General features: G+C 46.6%; 15 protein-coding genes and 1 tRNA gene. 5 read left to right on the top strand and 11 right to left on the bottom strand.

Annotated features, from left to right (window positions below):
* Positions 1-37 precede the first annotated feature (37 nt).
* From iscR to trmJ, 3 genes are all read right to left on the bottom strand, one after another.
* Positions 38-514: a Fe-S cluster assembly transcriptional regulator IscR gene (gene iscR / locus KBW69_RS15935; RefSeq protein WP_257281483.1), complete on the bottom strand. Its 477-nt coding sequence runs from the start codon at positions 512-514 to the stop codon at positions 38-40.
* Between the two features lie 393 nt (positions 515-907).
* Positions 908-1,714 carry a serine O-acetyltransferase gene (gene cysE, locus KBW69_RS15930; protein ID WP_257281482.1) on the bottom strand — a complete coding sequence of 269 codons (807 nt, stop codon included), beginning with the start codon at positions 1,712-1,714 and terminating at the stop codon, positions 908-910.
* A 55-nt stretch (positions 1,715-1,769) separates the two neighbouring features.
* On the bottom strand, positions 1,770-2,561 hold the full coding sequence (gene trmJ / locus KBW69_RS15925; RefSeq protein ID WP_257276095.1) for a tRNA (cytosine(32)/uridine(32)-2'-O)-methyltransferase TrmJ: 792 nt from the start codon (positions 2,559-2,561) through the stop codon (positions 1,770-1,772).
* 320 nt (positions 2,562-2,881) lie between these two features.
* Here trmJ and KBW69_RS15920 point away from each other — a divergent pair, with 320 nt between their 5' ends.
* Positions 2,882-3,793 (top strand): inositol monophosphatase, encoded by a 912-nt coding sequence (locus KBW69_RS15920; protein WP_373690705.1) that lies wholly within the window; start codon positions 2,882-2,884, stop codon positions 3,791-3,793.
* A 50-nt stretch (positions 3,794-3,843) separates the two neighbouring features.
* Here KBW69_RS15920 and KBW69_RS15915 read toward each other — a convergent pair whose 3' ends face one another.
* The 7 genes from KBW69_RS15915 to queA all read right to left on the bottom strand — a co-directional run bounded on the left by KBW69_RS15915 (position 3,844) and on the right by queA (position 10,491).
* On the bottom strand, positions 3,844-4,383 hold the full coding sequence (locus tag KBW69_RS15915; protein WP_257276094.1) for an isochorismatase family protein: 540 nt from the start codon (positions 4,381-4,383) through the stop codon (positions 3,844-3,846).
* 39 nt (positions 4,384-4,422) lie between these two features.
* The gene (locus tag KBW69_RS15910) at positions 4,423-4,668 is read right to left on the bottom strand and encodes a hypothetical protein (RefSeq protein ID WP_257276093.1); all 246 of its coding nucleotides are present in this window, start codon (positions 4,666-4,668) and stop codon (positions 4,423-4,425) included.
* A gap of 94 nt (positions 4,669-4,762) precedes the next feature.
* Positions 4,763-5,713: a protein translocase subunit SecF gene (gene secF, locus KBW69_RS15905; protein ID WP_257276092.1), complete on the bottom strand. Its 951-nt coding sequence runs from the start codon at positions 5,711-5,713 to the stop codon at positions 4,763-4,765.
* 10 nt (positions 5,714-5,723) lie between these two features.
* Positions 5,724-7,586 carry a protein translocase subunit SecD gene (gene secD / locus KBW69_RS15900; protein WP_257276091.1) on the bottom strand — a complete coding sequence of 621 codons (1,863 nt, stop codon included), beginning with the start codon at positions 7,584-7,586 and terminating at the stop codon, positions 5,724-5,726.
* 219 nt (positions 7,587-7,805) lie between these two features.
* Positions 7,806-8,144: a preprotein translocase subunit YajC gene (yajC, locus tag KBW69_RS15895; RefSeq protein ID WP_257276090.1), complete on the bottom strand. Its 339-nt coding sequence runs from the start codon at positions 8,142-8,144 to the stop codon at positions 7,806-7,808.
* Positions 8,145-8,210: 66 nt separating this feature from the next.
* Positions 8,211-9,323 carry a tRNA guanosine(34) transglycosylase Tgt gene (gene tgt, locus KBW69_RS15890; RefSeq protein ID WP_257281533.1) on the bottom strand — a complete coding sequence of 371 codons (1,113 nt, stop codon included), beginning with the start codon at positions 9,321-9,323 and terminating at the stop codon, positions 8,211-8,213.
* Positions 9,324-9,465: 142 nt separating this feature from the next.
* A complete protein-coding gene (gene queA / locus KBW69_RS15885; RefSeq protein ID WP_257281481.1) occupies positions 9,466-10,491 on the bottom strand; it encodes a tRNA preQ1(34) S-adenosylmethionine ribosyltransferase-isomerase QueA in 1,026 nt (341 codons plus the stop codon).
* Positions 10,492-10,791: 300 nt separating this feature from the next.
* Here queA and KBW69_RS15880 point away from each other — a divergent pair.
* Positions 10,792-10,878, top strand: a tRNA-Leu gene (locus tag KBW69_RS15880).
* A 427-nt stretch (positions 10,879-11,305) separates the two neighbouring features.
* On the opposite strand, the gene KBW69_RS15875 is transcribed toward KBW69_RS15880, so the two are convergent.
* Positions 11,306-11,650 (bottom strand): hypothetical protein, encoded by a 345-nt coding sequence (locus KBW69_RS15875; protein WP_257281480.1) that lies wholly within the window; start codon positions 11,648-11,650, stop codon positions 11,306-11,308.
* A 202-nt stretch (positions 11,651-11,852) separates the two neighbouring features.
* Between KBW69_RS15875 and KBW69_RS15870 the strand changes: the two genes are divergently transcribed.
* The 3 genes from KBW69_RS15870 (at position 11,853) to KBW69_RS15860 (ending at position 14,330) form a co-directional block, all read left to right on the top strand.
* On the top strand, positions 11,853-12,677 hold the full coding sequence (locus KBW69_RS15870) for a hypothetical protein (RefSeq protein ID WP_257281479.1): 825 nt from the start codon (positions 11,853-11,855) through the stop codon (positions 12,675-12,677).
* A gap of 310 nt (positions 12,678-12,987) precedes the next feature.
* A complete protein-coding gene (locus KBW69_RS15865) occupies positions 12,988-13,347 on the top strand; it encodes a hypothetical protein (RefSeq protein ID WP_257281478.1) in 360 nt (119 codons plus the stop codon).
* Positions 13,348-13,469: 122 nt separating this feature from the next.
* A complete protein-coding gene (locus KBW69_RS15860) occupies positions 13,470-14,330 on the top strand; it encodes a hypothetical protein (protein WP_257281477.1) in 861 nt (286 codons plus the stop codon).
* Positions 14,331-14,973: the final 643 nt, after the last annotated feature.

The following is a 14,973-nucleotide window of genomic DNA, read 5'->3' as shown; positions in this document are numbered from 1 at the left end:
AGGCTGTTTGTCCCTGCGATCAAATAACATCCCCTCATCAAAGAAGGCTATTGATCGCGCTCTTGTTTTTCAGTCCCTGCTGCTCATCCTGACGGATTGCAACACTCTGAATTTCACGTCTGGCAACGAGATCAGCAAGACTGATACCACTAAGGAATTCGTGGATTTGCTGGCTGAGATCATGCCAGAGATCATGGGTAAGGCATTTAGCTCCCTTCTGACAGGAACCACTGCCATGACATCGTGTGGCATCGACCGATTCATTAACTGCGTCAATCACTTCTGCCACATAGATTTCATCCATATCACGACTCAGGCGGTAACCGCCTCCGGGCCCCCGAACACTGCAGACCAGATCTTCCCGACGGAGACGAGAGAACAGCTGCTCCAGATAGGACAGAGAAATACCCTGGCGATCGGAAATATCAGCCAGTGCCACCGTACCTTCATCAGCATGAAGGGCCAGATCCAACATAGCGGTTACGGCATAACGCCCCTTCGTTGTTAATCGCATGCTGGCACCATCTCCGAACTAGCCGACATGAGCCGGTGTTATCTAAAGAATCCGATCTACTGATTTGCTGCCTGTCCCGACAGCCGCTTCACCCTGCATACGTATAGAAACCACGACAGGATCAGTATTCGTGCGGATTATGGAATACCCTAGTAATTTAGTCAAGTATTATAAATAATAGCGTGAAAGCCCCCTTTTAGCCTTAAACCAGCCAAAGCAGGAAGGATTAGAAAAGAATCAAACAGAGACTAAGTCAGGAATTTTAAAGCAGTCGATTTAGCTTAATAATCAACTGCCCAACCATCCAGAAATGCGACTCAAGGGTGCTACAAAAGTGCTGCGACCTATAAGCCGACGCTATTGTATACAAGCAGCGCTCTGCGTCCAAGCAAATTATGGGGTCGAGAAAGCCTCATCTTCGGTATCGGATTTGACGCTGGCAAAGTCTTCTTCCCTTAATTCAGGCAGCTGCTTGTCACCGCAATCAAGCCCAAGCTCCCTAAGTGTGCTACAGAGTGCCTCTATACGGCCATCCACTGCCTGCATATGATCCAACATGACAGATATTGCATTTGCCGTAGGGTCGGGCATATCTTCGGTAACTGCGTAAGCATCAAAACCAATTTTTTCAGCCATTTTCTGGCGCCGACTGTCCACTTCTTCGCGCTTTTTGACGATACGCCCCGGTATGCCCACCACGGTCGCACCTTCAGGCACTTCACGGACTACCACTGAATTAGAACCAATTTTGGCATTTGCGCCCACAACAAAGGGACCGAGCACCTTGGCACCAGCACCGACCACAACACCCCGCATAAGCGTCGGGTGACGTTTACCCTGATTGGAAGGGTGTTTTTTCCCCCTGTTGGGTGAAGTTCCTCCCAGCGTCACACCATGGTAAAGAGTCACATCATCATGAATGATGGCTGTCTCACCGATCACCACGCCCATCCCATGATCTATGAAGAAGCGTCGACCAATGCTGGCACCAGGATGTATTTCTACGCCGGTCAACCAGCGACTGAATGTAGACAGTGACCGACCCAACCAACAGAAACCAGATTTCCAGATCTTATGCGCTGCACGATGCAACAACAAAGCATGAAGCCCCGGATAGTTGGTAAGAACCTCAAAGGTGCTCCGAGCAGCCGGATCACGCTCCATGACCGTTCTTATGTCTTCTTTTAAACGTTTTAGCATGGGTCAATACGTCACTTGTTATCTAGTAACTACTGTTATTTTTGAATCTTCACTCTTACTTCTTTTGAATATTTCCGGCCCTATCACCACAACCGGCAAACTTTCCGGTCTCTGACAAAATACCTCTCAGAATACTCAGCTCGACGCGGTCTGGACGAATGCGACCGTACATCCGCCTGAGCTTAGCCATGATCTTCTCATGACTGCTGTGCTCAAGAAAGCCAATTTGTACCAGCGTCTTATACAAATGTTCATAGAAACGCTCCACATCATCCTGAGATGCCAGATCATGGGTTCTCGGTGAAGGCAGCGGCACCTCGCCCCGGGTGATGGCCAGCCATGCCATTCTTAATTCATAAGTCATCACCTGAACAGCGGCTCCGAGGTTCAGAGAGCTAAAATCTGGATTGGTGGGGACATGCACCTGTAGATGACACATCTGTAACTCTTCATTAGTCATTCCACGATCTTCCCTGCCAAAAACCAGAGCAATATCCCCTGAACTTGCTTCACAAAGAATCTGGTTAGCACAGGCACGTGGATCCACAAGAGGCAGTGACACCCCTCTGACTCTGGCACTGGTACCTACCACAAAGTGGCAGTCCGCCACCGCCTCTTCCAAAGTCCTGACCACTCGGGCATTGACCAGCAGATCATCAGCTCCGGATGCCAGTGCATCAGCCTTACCTGAGGGAAATTCCTGCGGCTCTACCAACACCAGCTTGCTGAGCCCCATGGTCTTCATAGCCCTTGCCGCCGCTCCGATATTACCCGGATGAGTGGTATTGATCAGAATAATGGAAATATTGTCGAGCACCAATGGCTCAATTGCGACTGCGTCACTCACTGGGGAATATCTCGTTTGAACCACAAAAGGAGCCAAAAGCTCATCAAGAACCATAAAACGCATCCAAATTTTGTAGCGGACGAATTTTATGATGCAAACAATCCAATCGGGGAGTGTAACCCAAACAATGACTGACAGCCACGAGAGCGAAGTCTCTATTAGCCGTAACCGAAAAACTGATAACAACCCGTACCCTCATCCTGAGCATCATCGTTAAACAGATACTGCACAGAAACACATCGAAAGGTTCCTAACCACAAATAACACTGCTATACTCCACCGCCTGTTTTCCCAGTCACTGGCCCAGCAACCGGAGCTTTATGATTCCGGAGAAGGAAACCAGTCTGTACCAGTACCAGGCTGCCGACCCCCTCGGTCAGCATTTTGATCTTTCACAGTCAGACGTAGTCCAGCCTATGCAACCCATGGTGAATATGGCCTTGCGAGCAGCTCGCTCAGCCGCCGAAATTATCCTTCACGCCCACCAGGACCTCGAGAGCCTCAAGGTGCAGGCAAAAGACCGGAACGACTTTGTCACTGAAGTAGACAAAGCTTCCGAGAAAGTCATTATAGGCGCTTTAAAGAAGGCGTACCCCGACCACGGATTCTTTGGCGAAGAGTCCGGAATTATTGAAGGAAAAGATGAAGGCAAGGACTACCTCTGGATCATTGATCCACTGGACGGCACTACCAACTTCATCCGTGGCATTCCTACTTTTGCTATTTCCATCGCCTGTCAGTTCCGTGGCCGCATTGAACACGCTGTTGTGCTCGACCCCATTCGCGACGAAGCATTTTGTGCCAGCCGTGGACAAGGCGCCACACTGAACAGCAAACGCATTCGCGTGAGCAGTCGCAAGAGCCTTGAAGGCGCTTTAATCGGTACTGGCATTCCATTCTCGGGCAACCACCTGAACCATCTGGATGGCTACCTGAACATGATGCGCTCCCTGCTGGGCGATACAGCTGGCATTCGTCGTGCTGGTGCTGCCGCACTGGATCTGGCCTACGTGGCCTGCGGCCGTCTGGATGCTTTCTGGGAATTCGGCCTGCAGAAATACGATATGGCGGCCGGCATACTGCTGATTCAGGAAGCCGGCGGTCTGTGCAGCGATTTTAACGGTAGACACGACTTCCTTGACAAGGGGCAGGTCGTCGCCGCCAACCCCAAGTGCTTCAAAGAAGTACTGCAGCGCATTCGCCCATTTGCCCATGACAATATGGGACGCTGATCTACCAGAGCCTTACCCTTCTTGGGGTAGGGCTCACTTGTGAGGCAAAATCACTTCACCAGTTTAGCCACATCTCGAAAAACATCGCACTTTGCTGTTCTCATCAGTTCAAACAGTGACATTTCAACATTGGTCATCTCAACCCCCATGCGCGCCAACTTGTCTAACGCCAGTCGCTTGCTATGCTCTGATCTGGAGGATGTCGCATCTACCACTACTTCAACTTCATAACCCGAAGCCATTAAATCCAGAGCCGTTTGATAGACACATATGTGAGCCTCAATACCTGCCAACAGAATTTGTGTTTTTCCTGAAGCCTTGAGCGAGTCCATAAACGTCTTCTGCCCACAGGCACTGAATGATGCCTTAGCTATAGGAGAGACACCTTCCAACTCATCGGCAACCTCGGGAGTCGTTCGTCCAAGTTTTTCGGGCAGCTGCTCCAGCCAGAAAACAGGCAACTCAAGCTTTTGAGCCCCTTTGATCATTTTCACCAGCGCATCATGCATTTTTTCCTGCTTATACATCAATGTGGCAAGCTTACCTTGAACATCAACAATGACCAGAGCAGTATTATTCTGACTCAGCATACTGACACCTCAACATGGGAGAATCACTGATTTATTAAATCACAAACTACTCCTATCTGAATGAAAGCCCACCACAATAGAGCTGACCACGATCATCGCTCCATCCATCATCTGGCGTCCCGACCATTTCGCCCACAGGCAGACAGTTGCAGATAACGCCCCAAACGCTAATTCGGTTCCTATGAGCATCAATGCCCGAGAAAAAGAGCAAATGCTGCCGGTCTGATAGTGGACTTTCAGCTCGAAGCCATCCAGCCGCCAACACGCATACTCGAACAGCGCCATACTTGGCGCACCACAAAAAAACCGACCTTTTTACAGGCCGGTTTTTCATCAGGCTAACAGGAGTCTCCATAAAAAGACTTGATAAAGACAACCATCAGGGTCTGTGATCAGCATCGTCTTCCTTAACAGGAACAATCAAGTCTTCACGACTGATCTTCATGTAAATCAGCAGGTTAGACGCAATATAGATGGAGGAATAAGTACCCACACCAATACCCACAATCAGGGCTGTGGCAAAACCATTGATCATCTCTCCACCAAACAGGAAAAGTGAGAGCAACACCATCAAGGTTGTACCAGAAGTGGCCAATGTCCTACCCAGTGTCTGGGTCAGGGATACATTGATGATTTCATCAGCACCCCCCTTTCGCAGTTTCCTGAAGTTTTCACGAATTCTGTCGTACACAATAATGGTATCGTTCAAGGAGTAACCAATGACCGCCAGTATCGCCGCCAGAACTGTGAGGTCAAACTGCAACTGCAGAAAGGAGAACAACCCCAAGACAATAATAGTGTCATGAGTCAGCGCCAGAACGGCACCAACAGAGAACTTGAACTGGAATCGGAAAGCGATATAAAGCATCACCAGCCCCAGGGCCATCAACATACCCAGCCCCCCCTGCTCTCTCAGTCGCTCACCCACCTGAGGACCAACAAACTCTACTCGCTTGACGACAACACTACCATCGTGATTCTGGTCCAGAAGCTTGGCAATATTATGACCCAGAGCCGGATCATCACCGGGGATACGAACCAGAATATCACGCACAGAACCGAACTCCTGAACAACGGCATCACTATAACCGGCCTCACCCAGCTGGTTACGAATCTCTTCCGTGTTCGCTGGCTGATCATAAACCAGCTCAATCAGGGTACCCCCCGTAAAATCCAGCCCCCAGTTGATTCCCTTGGTAGCCAGAGAAGCCAGGGAGCCCACGATCATGACAACGGAAAGAATGGTTGCGTAGGTTCGCAACTTCATAAAATTAATGGTTTTATAGCTCAGGGCTACTTTATCGCTCTGGGCTGCTTTCTTATCTGCCATTGAGACCACCTCAGATGCTCAGTTTCTTCAGATCACGACGACCGCCGTACACCAGATTCACCAGTGAGCGGGTCACCATAATCGCGGTGAACATGGATGTGACGATACCGATAGACAGAGTCACAGCGAAGCCCTTGATTGGACCGGTTCCGACGGCAAAGAGAATGAGGCCCACCAAAAGCGTGGTAATATTACCGTCAAAGATCGATACAAAAGCACGGTCATAACCATCATGAATCGCACGCTGCACCGGACGCCCCAGCTTAATCTCTTCCCGAATACGCGAGAACACCAGCACGTTGGCATCCACTGCCATACCCAGCGTCAGAACGATACCGGCAATACCAGGCATGGTCAGGGTAGCGCCAAAGATACTCATGACAGCAATCAGCAACATCAGGTTTATGGTCAGGGCAATATTCGCCAGCAAACCAAACACCCGGTAGACCACCACCATGAACATAACGACCAGACCAAGCCCCATCAGAGTAGAGTCCAGCCCCATTTTAATATTCTCGGCACCCAGGCTTGGACCGACTGTGCGCTCTTCCACAAAGTACATAGGCGCTGCCAGTGAACCTGCTCTGAGCAACAAAGCCAGCTCAGAGGCTTCACTGGACGAATCAAGGCCGGTAATACGGAACTGGTTACCCAGCGCTGACTGAATAGTGGCCAGACTGATCACTCGTTTTTCTTCACGGAAACCAGGCACCTTAACCTTGACAGATTTTCCGTCAATTTCACGGGTCTCACTTCGGGTCACAGGCTTCTGCTCAATGAAGATGACCGCCATGCTGCGCCCGATATTATTCCGGGTGGCGTTATTCATCTTCTTACCGCCGGTACTGTCCAGACTAATGTTTACCTGAGGCTGTCCACTTTCGGTATCAAAGTTGGACTGGGCACTGGAAACACGCTCACCGGTAATAATAATGTCGCGCTCCAGATTAACGGTGCGCCCCTGATAATCGAACGTCTCTGTAGTGCTTTGGGGAGCATTGGGCAGCGCCTCAAGACGGAACTCAAGGTTAGCGGTTTTACCGAGAATACGCTTGGCTTCTGCGGTATCCTGAACACCGGGAAGCTCAACAACGATACTGTTTCGTCCCTGACGCTGCACCAGAGGCTCAGAAACACCCAGCTCGTTAACACGGTTTCGAACCGTCGTCAGGTTTTGCTTAACCGCATAATCTTCCAGTTCACGGATGTACTGTTCGGAATAACGATAGGAAACAGCATGACGCTCTCCCAGATCTTCTGCCTCTACCAGCAGATCAGGAAACTCACGCTTGATAAGACGCTCGGCTTTGTCACGAGTCGCTTCATCCAGAAATGCCAGTTGGCGGGCACCGTCAGCACGCTCAGGCATAGTGCGATAGCGCAGTCTTTCCTTGCGCAGCAGCGTGCGAATTTCGGTATTGGAAATATCCAGCTTGGTCTTAACGGCCCGCTCCGTATCTACCTCCAGTTGGAAGTGCACACCGCCGGACAAATCCAGACCCAGTTTCATGGGATAAGCCCCCATAGAAGTCAGCCATTCCGGTGTCGTCGGTGCCAGATTGAGCGCTACAATATAATCATCGCCCAGCGCATCCTTAATCACCGACTTAGCCAACTGCTGTTGATCAGCATGCTTCAGTCGAATCAACAAGGCATCATTTTTGTTATCACTGGCCTTGACCTCAATATTGGCCTTGGTCAGCGCTTCTTGTGCCTTACCCTGCACACCAGCATTCATGGTTTCTGTTGAACTGGCGCCCGATATCTGAATAGCAGGATCATCGGGGTACAAGTTGGGCAGAGCGTACACAAAGCCAAGGGCAACGATGATTGCAATCAGCAGGTACTTCCACAGCGGATATCGATTGAGCATGGCCCACCGGTTCCTGTTCTATATATTAAATGCCTGGATCAGGAGCCTGTTCAAGGAACAAAAACTCTCCCTGATACTCAGGCAAAGTCCGTTTCTCCAGAAATAACCGGAAACCATCCTCGATTTCCGGTCGCGCTTTTTATCATGAAAAATTTTTCATCATCGGCGATGCAGAAAAATTATTTCTTTAAAACATGGCTCTTAATTAGCTCATGGCTGCTACTGAATGGCTTTAATAGTACCCTTGGGCAGAGAAGCAGCCACTGAAGATTTTTGGAAATTCAGCTCGATATTCTCGGCAACCTTAAGGGTAATAAACTCATCCGTAGTGTTCATGACCTTGCCAACGATACCACCAGTGGTGACGACCTCATCCCCCTTAGACAGGTTGCTGAGCAGGTTTTTGTGTTCCTTGGCACGCTTGGACTGCGGGCGCCAGATCAACAACCAGAAAATCAGTACAAAACCTCCCAGCATGATCAGCTGACCGTACATGCCAGGACCCGCAGGGGCTGAGCCAGCCGCTTCAGCAAATGCCGGACTGATGAATGGGATCATTCAGATACTCCTTAAAAACAATACACAGTTAAATTCCGTTACAACAAAAACAGGGCCGTACCCACCTCACAATAACGGTACTGGTTGACCACGCTTTTGGTAGAACTCTTCGACAAAGTTATCCAATTTACCTTGTTCAATGGCGTCTCGCAAACCTGTCATGACCCTCTGGTAGTAGCGAAGATTGTGGATTGTATTGAGCATAGAACCCAAAATCTCACCACATTTGTCCAGATGATGCAGATAGGAGCGACTGAAATTCTGGCAAGTATAGCAGTCGCAACTTTCTTCCAATGGCCGGTTATCCCGCTTATGAACGGCGTTGCGAATTTTAATGACACCCTCATCCACAAAGAGATGACCATTTCGGGCATTTCGGGTCGGCATCACACAGTCAAACATATCCACCCCACGACGCACGGCTTCAACAATATCCTCTGGCTTGCCCACACCCATCAGGTAACGGGGATGGCCTTCAGGAACTTTATTGGTGATGTGTGACAGAATGCGCATCATGTCTTCCTTGGTTTCACCCACAGAAAGACCACCAATGGCATAACCATCAAAGCCGATCTCGGTCAGCCCCTCCAGGGAACGATCACGCAGATGCTCAAACATACCACCCTGGATAATGCCAAACAGGGCTGAAGGACTGTCGCCGTGAGCCTCTCTGGATCGCTTTGCCCAGCGAAGAGACAACTCCATAGACTCTTCTGCTTCTTTTTCTGTGGCTTCGCCATCGGTACATTCATCAAAGATCATGACAATATCAGAACCCAGCTCACGCTGAACCTGCATGGACACTTCCGGACTCAGGAATACCGGGGAACCATCCACAGGCGACTTGAATGAAACCCCCTCTTCAGTAATCTTGCGCAATTTTCCCAGGCTGAATACCTGAAAACCACCCGAGTCTGTCAGAATTGGCCCCTGCCATTGATTGAAATCGTGCAGATCCCCATGCTCTCGAATAATCTCGGTACCGGGACGCAGCATCAGATGGAACGTATTCCCGAGAATGATCTCCGCTCCGGTGTCGGCAATATCCCTGGGCATCATGCCTTTAACAGTGCCGTAGGTGCCAACGGGCATAAAACAGGGCGTTTCAACCGAGCCGCGGGGAAAGGTCAGCCGTCCACGCCGAGCTTCACCATCAGTGGCCAGACCTTCGAACTGCATGAAGCACTCTTCTCTACTCATGAGCCTCTCAATTCAGATGACACAGCAGACTGCATTCATCTGACTCATTTCCAAAATTTAACCAGCTTTTAAAGTGGGAACGGGTCCGGACTTTTTCAAGCCCGACGTTCGACTTTCTTTTTCAGGCTTTTCGGGTCAGCCACATGGCATCGCCATAACTGAAGAATCGATAGCCTTCTTTCACTGCCTCGTTATAGGCCCGAAGTATGGCGTCTTTACCTGAAAACGCACTGACCAGCATTAGTAATGTTGACTGTGGAAGGTGGAAGTTCGTGATCATGGCATCCACGGAACGGAATTCATAACCCGGAAAAATAAAGATATCGGTATCGCCGAAGAAGGGGCTGATTTCCCCGCCTCTGGAGGCCGACTCCAGGGAACGTACCGACGTGGTCCCCACTGCTACCACTTTATTCCCCCGGGCACGTGCTGCTTTGACTGCCTCACAGACTTTTTCTGGTACTTCTATGTACTCAGAATGCATTTTATGGTCAGCAATATTATCAACCCGAACTGGCTGAAAGGTGCCAGAGCCTACATGCAATGTAACAAAAGCTTGCTCAACGCCTTTATCTTTCAGACGTTGCAACATAGCCTCGTCAAAATGCAGGCCAGCAGTAGGTGCTGCCACAGCACCGTCTTTTTGAGCAAACACCGTCTGATACCTCAGGCGATCCGCACTGCCATCTTCACGATCAATATAGGGAGGAAGGGGCATATGACCATGCTCCTTTAACTGAGACAGCACAGGCTTATCAAAGTCCATGAGAAACAGCGCTCCCTGTCGCCCCGTCACTTCAGCTTGAATGCAATCATCAGCCAGAAAGATACGACTGCCCGGTTTTGGCGCTTTGCTGGAGCGAACGTGCGCTAAAACTTTTCGTTCCTCTAAAATACGCTCTATCAGAACTTCCAGCTTGCCACCGGTTTCCTTTCGGCCAAACAATCTGGCAGGAATCACCCGGGTGTTATTCATAACCAGCAGATCGCCGGGCTCAATCAGATTTTCTACATCGGCAAACTGCCCATGGGTAATGGTTTCTGTAGGACCATCAAGCCGCAACAGTCGACTACCGGTTCGCTCCCGGGCAGGAAAACGGGCAATCTGTTCGTCGGGCAGCTCAAAATCAAAATCACTGACGCGCATAATTATGTGTGTGGTCTCGTACTAGAAGACTAAACAGCCAGAAGCAACTCGACCCGTTCGAAACACAACTCCGGTTGAACAGGGCCATTTCTTAAAAAAACGCGTCAATATACTGCAAAACTGTGGTCCTGTCAGGCAAGATTCCACACACGTTTGCTTCAGTCACGATGAGGAAGATAAAGAGAATACGAACAGAAACGCTGCCCCCCAACACTCAACGCAGAACGGCTGTTGAAAACGGTACGGGGTTATGTATACTACGCCACATCTTCTCAGGACAGCTCAGTTCTGAAAAACAGTGCCGGTGTGATGGAATTGGTAGACATAGGGGATTCAAAATCCCCCGCCTTTGCGGGCGTGGCGGTTCGAGTCCGCCCACCGGTACCAATTAAATGATATCCCCATCTAATTTGAACCGTTCGTTTAATCGGCTCAAGCTCATGTTTAGTGACTATTAAGCTGGTTGCAATAGTTTAAAAAGCCCTTCTCGGAGTTTTCAAATCCAGCTTTGCGGGCGAGTTCCCAAGGCCTCTCACAGCTGTGTGTACGCTCACACCAAAGATAGCCAGCAGAGCCAATGCAACCATGCTCATCCCGATCAGAACCAGCCAAAGGTCCGGACTCCAGTTCGTCCGAGCTATTCGTACTGCAACCAGCAAGAGAAAGGATGATAATTAGTAGACAAGGAATTAGTGTTTTCATAAAACAGACTCACGTATCTTTTCTGGTACTAAACCCAGAATCTGACGTGACAATTATAGAAGAAACTACTTATGAAACAAGGTAATGGGCTTGTTATAAGAGGCTGCAAGGTTTAAAGGCGTTGAATCTGGATGTGCTGAATTCTACCATCATACACGACTACATCTTCCAAACCAGAATACTCTACTGTCTCACCAGTGTGAGTTTCACCCACAAAGTTAAAATTGAAATGAACTATCCCAGGCTTGGTTTCTGTGACGCTGATTACTTTCCACTCGAGCCTTGCAAACATACCATGATAAAGCCTCTGCACAGACATGATGTCATTCACTCCCAGAAAAAGCTCTCCATTTCCTGATTTGTAGGTAGAACTTTCACAAAACAGCTTTGTAATTTCATCAAAGTTACTGTCGTTTGAGAGTTGGAAGTAAGACTCTGCTATTTCCAAAGAATTCATCGTCTTTAAAGCATCCCGATCATACACACCTGAGTTATAGCACAGACTTGCCCAAGAACATAACACCACGTCCAGCGTTGGCCGTCAGAAGCCCAGAGGGCTATACTGCCGCCCATTGTCATGCATACTGCCCACAATGTTATGAACTTTAACCATGATGGCGACTCTGAGCACTATTGATAAAGAAAAAAGGAGTCTAATCATGAGCACACCGATCAGTAATACTTCAAATCATGGATTGTTCCCAACAACAGACATGGCCAACAAACAGAACGCTTGCGATTTACAAAAAACTGAGGCTGCGTTCTATAGCATGTCCTTGGAATCTGTAGAGCCATTAGTCTCTATCAAGATTGATAGATCTAAAAAAAGAGACAGCATTTTTACTGGGTTACTTGAAAGTGGCCTGGAGAAGAAAGCGGTATTAAAGTATCTTCCATTTGAAATAGAAGATGATCTTTTTAACTGCATCGATGGTAATGAAAGAGATAATGATTTAGCTAAGATAATTGGTGACAACACGCCAAAAAAGGTTATATCTTTTAACATCAAAACCCAAGATGGAAATCACGACTACAAACCTTCAAATTCATGGCAAGAACGATTCATAAAATGTATAAATCAAGGATTAAAAAATATTTTTGATGATTTACCTCCAGAATTAGAAGATCGTTTACCAGGAAATAAAACTTTTAGCGACCTTTATAAAGGTAAAAAAACTCCAACAACCTGCTTTCAATTTGTGACTTTTATGGAGGTCAATTCAACATCATATCATGATAAACTTTACCCTCACCTTACAGCCCTAAAAGATTCAGACATAAAGGATCATTTCATTACTGTTGTAATTTTAAATAACAAGGAACTTGTTCATACATTTATTCATATTGGAGATAATGTTTGTATAGGTAAAATAGGAGGTTCTAATATCTATTTTCATACTGTTGAAGATATATTAAGTCATTACCAAGAATATTATGAAAAACCTTTGGGTTTAGCGATTGCGAAGATAAAAACTCTTCAGTAGCTGTATGGTCAATAGCCTACGGTCCGAACTTTTCCAATGATCATGAAAGATAGAAATACCCAGCATGATCGACCAGCTAATTCAGGGCAGGGGTTCTCAAAAGTGCCGGTCAGCAGCTGTTCCGAGGGACGGGAGTAAGAATATTATTTACCGGTTCTGCGATACTTTGAGGATTTTTCTGCAGGTCAACACCTGCTTCCACCTTACTTGGAAGGCACTTCGGATGAGGTCGAAGCCTGAAACGAGCAGAAGGCATTTGTTATGCCTATACTATCGGTCCGACATATAGCTTTTAAAACTGAATATTGAAATGATGACCAATCGTGCAGCTCTATTATTTCTGGCAGTCACCTATAAAATTTGTGCTCAACCTGATGGCTGTCTTGTAGTGACAAATGAAGATTTGTTATTAACAGAGCATGTCGAGTCTCTTTTTAGAAATAGAGTACCTGATGACTTACGTCCTCAATTAGTGCAAGAAGTAATTAGAATTATTGGTAATTCTATCAGAAAGACTGATCCAAAACTCTCCGAGAAAGATATTTATGATCGTTCTAAACAATGGCTCCAGAAACAACTAGATCAAATGAAACAAGTGGATCGAGAAGATTTCCCTGAATACTATGAACAAAATAATAACAATGACAGTGATGAAGCTTTTGTTAAGTAGGAATAACGCCTGGGTCAATCTTCACCCTTGATGTGTCGGGTGGAACCCTGGTGAGCAGAATTTACCCCAACCACCCGTTAAGTGACTATACTCGAACGCTCAACTTAACCGAGATAATGATAATGCTAATCCATATACGATCATATTTTGTATTCGCAATACTTTTATTAGCTCTAACTTTAAGTGCAACGACAAAGGCTAATGCAGGTGATTTTTTTCGAGTTTTAAGCATACCTACACTCAGGGCATTAATCCTAAGTTACTTTTCCGCTAAAGATATTTTTTCTCTAATGGAAGCTCTTGATATTGGGGTTTATCAAAGCATTAGCCTCTTTATAGAAGACGATTTGTACAATAGAATCAGTGCTTTCAACCTTGACTACATTGAGCCTTTTCTATGGCGAGAGTGCGAAGATCAAGATCAAGGATGGCATGACTATAGAGCGTTTACACATTGGTTCTGTGAATCTGAAGATGAATTTGACGACCCGGAGATCAATGGTCACATAAGGGGCGTGCCAATGCATGGTATGATTGAGTACAAACCTTTGGTTAAAATTTCAAAAGAAAACATAAAATTCGTTATTTCCTATGTTTGGATAAGATTAGGTGATGAAAACATATGGCATGTATTTGGTGAAATGATAGATGGTTCAGCCTTCTATTTTAATTCAGAATGTTGTTATTCCGGCTTTCCAGAATATGGAAACGGTTTAGTATGGATAGCGCCAACCTGGGATAGTTTATTAAAAAACATGAGCGAGTCTGAAATCGAAATTTTTATTTCAGCTTTGAATTTAGATGATTTATCTAAAGATATTTTACTCCACAAAAAAACAGCGAATCCTTCAGATTACACAGAAGCATTTAGTTATTTTTTACAAACTTTGATTTTAAAAGATGAGTACGAATCATACAAAAAACAGATCAGGTTTGAAAACCAAGCATTAGATTCAAAAAAACTACCATCATATATAAACTAACTTCGAAGTCTTGGTGTTCGTTTACCACTCAACACCTCCGCTTCAGGCTCGCGCCGAAAATTCGTCAGGCCAGGTAAAGGGAATCAGCCCCGGAACGAATCGAATGCATTTATTACACCTTAAATCAGAACTCTATTTTCATCTATGGAAACAATCAAAGTGATAAAATTATTTACAGCCCTCCTATTTCTTCCAGTTTTTTTCCAAACTGTAAAAGCACAGGAGTGTTCTCACCCAGAGAACAGCGCCTGTCTCTGTAAACTTATAAAAAAAGCAAATGACATAGTAAATATACAATGTAAACTGATCGCAATATTACCAGCCATAAATGGTGAACCTCAAAGCCAACCACCTATACAAGCACTCAACTTGCAACAGGCTACACTGCAAAATGAACTGAGTCATGAATTTAATCAACTGACATCGAATCCACAGCAACCACCAGCAGACCAAGTAGTAGGATTACGCTTATTTCTGTTATTACAAATACAACTACAAATAGTAATAATAAACAATCCCGCTGTGTCAGGATAGATGTCGCCTCTTTTGATTCATGACTCTCAATAATTGAGAGCATACAAAAAGAGGCTGTTATGACTCGCTACTCCAAAGAAATGAAAGAGTCCATTATCCAGAAGATGAT

This window comes from Endozoicomonas sp. ISHI1, assembly GCF_024606225.1.
Taxonomy (GTDB): domain Bacteria; phylum Pseudomonadota; class Gammaproteobacteria; order Pseudomonadales; family Endozoicomonadaceae; genus Endozoicomonas_A.
Note: the sequence above shows the minus strand (reverse complement) of the source record. Positions and strands in the feature narration are given on the sequence as shown.

Bases quoted from the DNA above. Each gene is read 5' to 3' on its own strand.
- iscR (WP_257281483.1), bottom strand. From the start codon at position 514: ATGCGATTAACAACGAAGGGGCGTTATGCCGTAACCGCTATGTTGGAT.
- cysE (WP_257281482.1), bottom strand. From the start codon at position 1,714: ATGCTAAAACGTTTAAAAGAAGACATAAGAACGGTCATGGAGCGTGAT.
- KBW69_RS15920 (WP_373690705.1), top strand. From the start codon at position 2,882: ATGATTCCGGAGAAGGAAACCAGTCTGTACCAGTACCAGGCTGCCGAC.
- KBW69_RS15915 (WP_257276094.1), bottom strand. From the start codon at position 4,383: ATGCTGAGTCAGAATAATACTGCTCTGGTCATTGTTGATGTTCAAGGT.
- KBW69_RS15910 (WP_257276093.1), bottom strand. From the start codon at position 4,668: ATGGCGCTGTTCGAGTATGCGTGTTGGCGGCTGGATGGCTTCGAGCTG.
- secF (WP_257276092.1), bottom strand. From the start codon at position 5,713: ATGGCAGATAAGAAAGCAGCCCAGAGCGATAAAGTAGCCCTGAGCTAT.
- secD (WP_257276091.1), bottom strand. From the start codon at position 7,586: ATGCTCAATCGATATCCGCTGTGGAAGTACCTGCTGATTGCAATCATC.
- yajC (WP_257276090.1), bottom strand. From the start codon at position 8,144: ATGATCCCATTCATCAGTCCGGCATTTGCTGAAGCGGCTGGCTCAGCC.
- tgt (WP_257281533.1), bottom strand. From the start codon at position 9,323: ATGCAGTTCGAAGGTCTGGCCACTGATGGTGAAGCTCGGCGTGGACGG.
- queA (WP_257281481.1), bottom strand. From the start codon at position 10,491: ATGCGCGTCAGTGATTTTGATTTTGAGCTGCCCGACGAACAGATTGCC.
- KBW69_RS15875 (WP_257281480.1), bottom strand. From the start codon at position 11,650: ATGAATTCTTTGGAAATAGCAGAGTCTTACTTCCAACTCTCAAACGAC.
- KBW69_RS15870 (WP_257281479.1), top strand. From the start codon at position 11,853: ATGAGCACACCGATCAGTAATACTTCAAATCATGGATTGTTCCCAACA.
- KBW69_RS15865 (WP_257281478.1), top strand. From the start codon at position 12,988: ATGATGACCAATCGTGCAGCTCTATTATTTCTGGCAGTCACCTATAAA.
- KBW69_RS15860 (WP_257281477.1), top strand. From the start codon at position 13,470: ATGCTAATCCATATACGATCATATTTTGTATTCGCAATACTTTTATTA.